Source organism: Enterobacter sp. HMSC16D10 (genome assembly GCF_001807145.1).
GTDB classification, from domain to species: Bacteria; Pseudomonadota; Gammaproteobacteria; order Enterobacterales; family Enterobacteriaceae; genus Enterobacter; species Enterobacter roggenkampii.
Genome location: NZ_KV787860.1, coordinates 1 through 1,633, shown reverse-complemented (window position 1 = coordinate 1,633; position 1,633 = coordinate 1). Strand labels below are relative to the sequence as shown.

The window sequence follows — 1,633 nt, the reverse complement described above, 5'->3', positions numbered from 1 at the left end:
CGGAAGTGTCTAGATTATCCGTGGCGATTCACTAGGGTTACCTAATTCACCTATGTCTACTTCTGGCACAATGCAGAAATGAGATAGATTTACTTTATCCGCTTCTCGCTCAAAGCTGTCCGTAATCCCCTGCCTGCTTAAAAAAACCGGATTAACGTGTGATGTTTTTACGTTTTCCAGGCAGCCTTCATCGGTAAGTACCTGTCTTACAGACTTCAATGCACTTAGTTAAGAAACATCCTAATCGTCCTTTCGCCGATCGCGAGATCTGTTATGGCAGCTAAACTCGATTGATACCCCAATCCGCCGGGCAGCATTTCCTTTCCGCACGCAAGAAGGAGAAGATCATGAAAGCAGTAATTTACAACGGTCCTTATGATGTAAAAGTAAAAGACGTACCGGATGCGAAAATTGTCCGCCCCACGGATGTACTCGTCCGCATCACCACCACCAACATTTGTGGGTCGGACTTGCACATGTATGAGGGCCGGACCAGCTTTGAACAGGGACGGATTCTGGGTCACGAAAACCTGGGTGAAGTGGTCGAAATTGGCTCAGGCGTTGAACGTATTAAGGTGGGCGACTATGTTTGTCTGCCGTTTAACGTGGGATGTGGTTTTTGCGAAAACTGTGAAAAAGGTCTGACCGGCTTTTGTCTCACTACCAATCCGGGTTCGGCAGGCGCAGCTTATGGTTTTGCTGAAATGGGTCCCTGGGAGGGGGGGCAGGCGGAACTGCTTCGGGTGCCATTTGCCGACTTTAACTGCCTTGTTCTTCCCCCTGATGCGGCAGAAAAAGAAGATGATTATGTGATGCTCTCTGACATTTTTCCTACCGGCTGGCATGCAACAGAACTTGCCGGATTGAAGCCTGGTGAAAGCGTGGCCATTTATGGCGCGGGGCCGGTCGGTTTGATGGCAGCTCATTCGGCGATCATTAAAGGTGCTTCACAGGTGTTTGTGGTTGATACGCACACAGACCGGTTGGCTCTGGCTGAAAAAATGGGGGCGACGGGCATCAATGCTACTGGCGATGAAGCTGTACAAAAAATTCTCGACCTGACGGATGGACGCGGTACGGATTGTGGCTGCGAATGTGTTGGCTATCAGTGCTGTAACAAACATGGCCATGAAGATAACTCTGTCACCATGAACAGTCTTGTTGCGTCGACGAAAGCAACCGGGGGAATTGGTGTGGTTGGCGTCTTTATTCCTCAGGATCCGGGGGCTGAATCGGAGCTTGCCAGAGAGGGTAAGATGCCATTTGATTTTGGGAGTTTCTGGTTTAAAGGACAGGCAATCCGTACCGGCCAGGCGAACGTTAAGGCCTATAACCGTCAGCTGTCTCGCCTCATCCATCACGATAAAGCCAGTCCGGGCAAAATAATTTCTCATCGTCTTTCGCTTGAAGAGGCTCCTGCCGGATATAAGCACTTCGATGAGCGGGATGAAGGATGGACGAAGGTTATCCTTAAGCCTTAAATAGAGTTATCCGGTATGAGAAAGCAAAAACCGGGAAAGAATGTATGACTTTTGACAGGGTGCAATAAAATATCCTGTCAGGGCGTTATTATTCATACTTTCAGCTGCCAGGTGATGCTGCCAACTTACTGATTTAGTGTACGATGGTGTTT

Annotated in this window: 1 protein-coding gene; it reads left to right on the top strand. The window is 48.9% G+C overall.

Annotated elements, in window-relative coordinates; genetic code table 11:
* Positions 1-347 precede the first annotated feature (347 nt).
* On the top strand, positions 348-1,481 hold the full coding sequence (locus HMPREF3143_RS07790) for a glutathione-independent formaldehyde dehydrogenase (RefSeq protein ID WP_017384068.1): 1,134 nt from the start codon (positions 348-350) through the stop codon (positions 1,479-1,481).
* Positions 1,482-1,633 lie beyond the last annotated feature (152 nt).